General features: G+C 38.4%; 2 protein-coding genes and 1 pseudogene. All 3 read left to right on the top strand.

What is annotated here, in order from left to right; genetic code table 11:
* Positions 1-267 (top strand): annotated as a pseudogene (locus tag HR060_RS19080) (hypothetical protein); the annotation flags it as partial.
* A 33-nt stretch (positions 268-300) separates the two neighbouring features.
* The gene (locus HR060_RS19075; RefSeq protein ID WP_246283226.1) at positions 301-1287 is read left to right on the top strand and encodes a hypothetical protein; all 987 of its coding nucleotides are present in this window, start codon (positions 301-303) and stop codon (positions 1285-1287) included.
* 33 nt (positions 1288-1320) lie between these two features.
* Positions 1321-1580 (top strand): hypothetical protein (locus HR060_RS19070; protein WP_425487469.1); only part of this gene is annotated, 260 nt, incomplete at its 3' end.

The raw sequence follows: 1580 nt of genomic DNA, 5'->3' as shown, positions 1-1580 counted from the left end.
CACCTTGACCCGGTGACCGCCGCTTTTGATAAGGAAAATGGCAGGCCGGCACGCTTTTGGCAAGATATGAGTGTGGAGCAACAGCGGGTAATAAAAAGACAACTGATGTCTGAAGCGTTTAATTTTGCATTTGATAAGCCACAAGCCGAAATTACCAAACCTTGGGAAGTCTGGCCGATAGACCCAGCTATGCCTAAACCTGTATTAGATAATAAATACAAATTTAAACGTTTACTAAAGCAAATCACTTGTGGTTGCCCAGTTTAATTGTTTTAACGATATTCAAACACAAGGAATGTGATGATAAATTTAACACCGACCTTACCGAAAGAAACAACATATAACCGTTTTTTTCAAAGTCATGAACATTCGTCGTTAACTGAACAATTTGATGGGTTGTACCTTACTCGAAAATTTGAAAAAAGCTCACAAAAACGACGTTTTTTTAAAGATCACCCTGAACGTTTTTTAGTTAAAGCGTCAGATAAACATTTTGCAGGTTGGTTATCATTAGCATTTATGTTTATTGGGCTTGCAGGTAGCTTTTTTTGTGCAGTTTATTTACCAGCTTGGTTGATATTCTTTTTCGGTGAGCCATTTGATTATCATTTTTTTATTGTCGTTTTAATATGGAATTTATTTTGGTTAAATTTAATCCCGTGGACTAAGCGTGTGGGCTCGGACCATATTATTTATTTTGACCGCTTAACTGGCCGGGTTGGCTATACCAAAGCTTTTAACCATCAAACCGAAAAAGATGAGTTTGGTAACGCCAGTTTTGCTTGGCAAGATATTGTTTGTACCACCCAGTATAAGACCACGACTCAGTATGGTAGTCAGGCCCATATCCCTTATATTCGACATCGTGATTTTGATACTTACCCAGAATCGGAGGTTGAAGTGGTCGTATCCGAATCAGCCAATAGCCGTACCTATTGTTATTTATTTTGGGAAGAGGTGTGTCGATTTATGGATAACACCAAACCATTGCCCGATGTACCTGTATATGAAGCAGTAAGACATCTTGACCCGGTCACCGCCGCTTTTGATAAGGAAAACAGCAGGCCTGAACGCTTTTGGCAGGATATGAGCTTTGATCAACAATATAGTATTGAAGCAAAACTAATTTCAGAAGCATTTGACTTTGCCTTTGATAAACCACAAGCTGAAATTACTAAACCTTGGGAAGCCTGGCCGATAGACCCATCAATGCCCAAACCTGTATTAGATAATAAATACAAGTTTAAACGTGTATTTAGGCAAATCACGTGTGGCTGCCCAGTTTAATTGTTTTAACGATATTCATACACAAGGATTGTGATGATAAATTTTATACCGACGTTACCTAAAGAAACGACCTATAACCGCTTTTTTCAAAGTCATGAACATTCGTCGTTAACTGAACAATTTGATGGGTTGTACCTTACTCGAAAATTTGAAAAAAAATTACAAAAACGACGTTTTTTTGAAGAACACCCTGAACGTTTTTTAGTTAAAGCGTCTGATAAACATTTCGCGGGTTGGTTCTCATTAGGGTGCATGTTTTTGGGGTTTGCAGGTAGCTGCTGCTGCGCTATGTT

Source organism: Marinifaba aquimaris (assembly GCF_013328345.1).
Taxonomy (GTDB): domain Bacteria; phylum Pseudomonadota; class Gammaproteobacteria; order Enterobacterales; family Alteromonadaceae; genus Marinifaba; species Marinifaba aquimaris.
The sequence above is the reverse complement of the archived record's forward strand: the minus strand, read 5'-3'. Positions and strand labels throughout refer to the sequence as shown.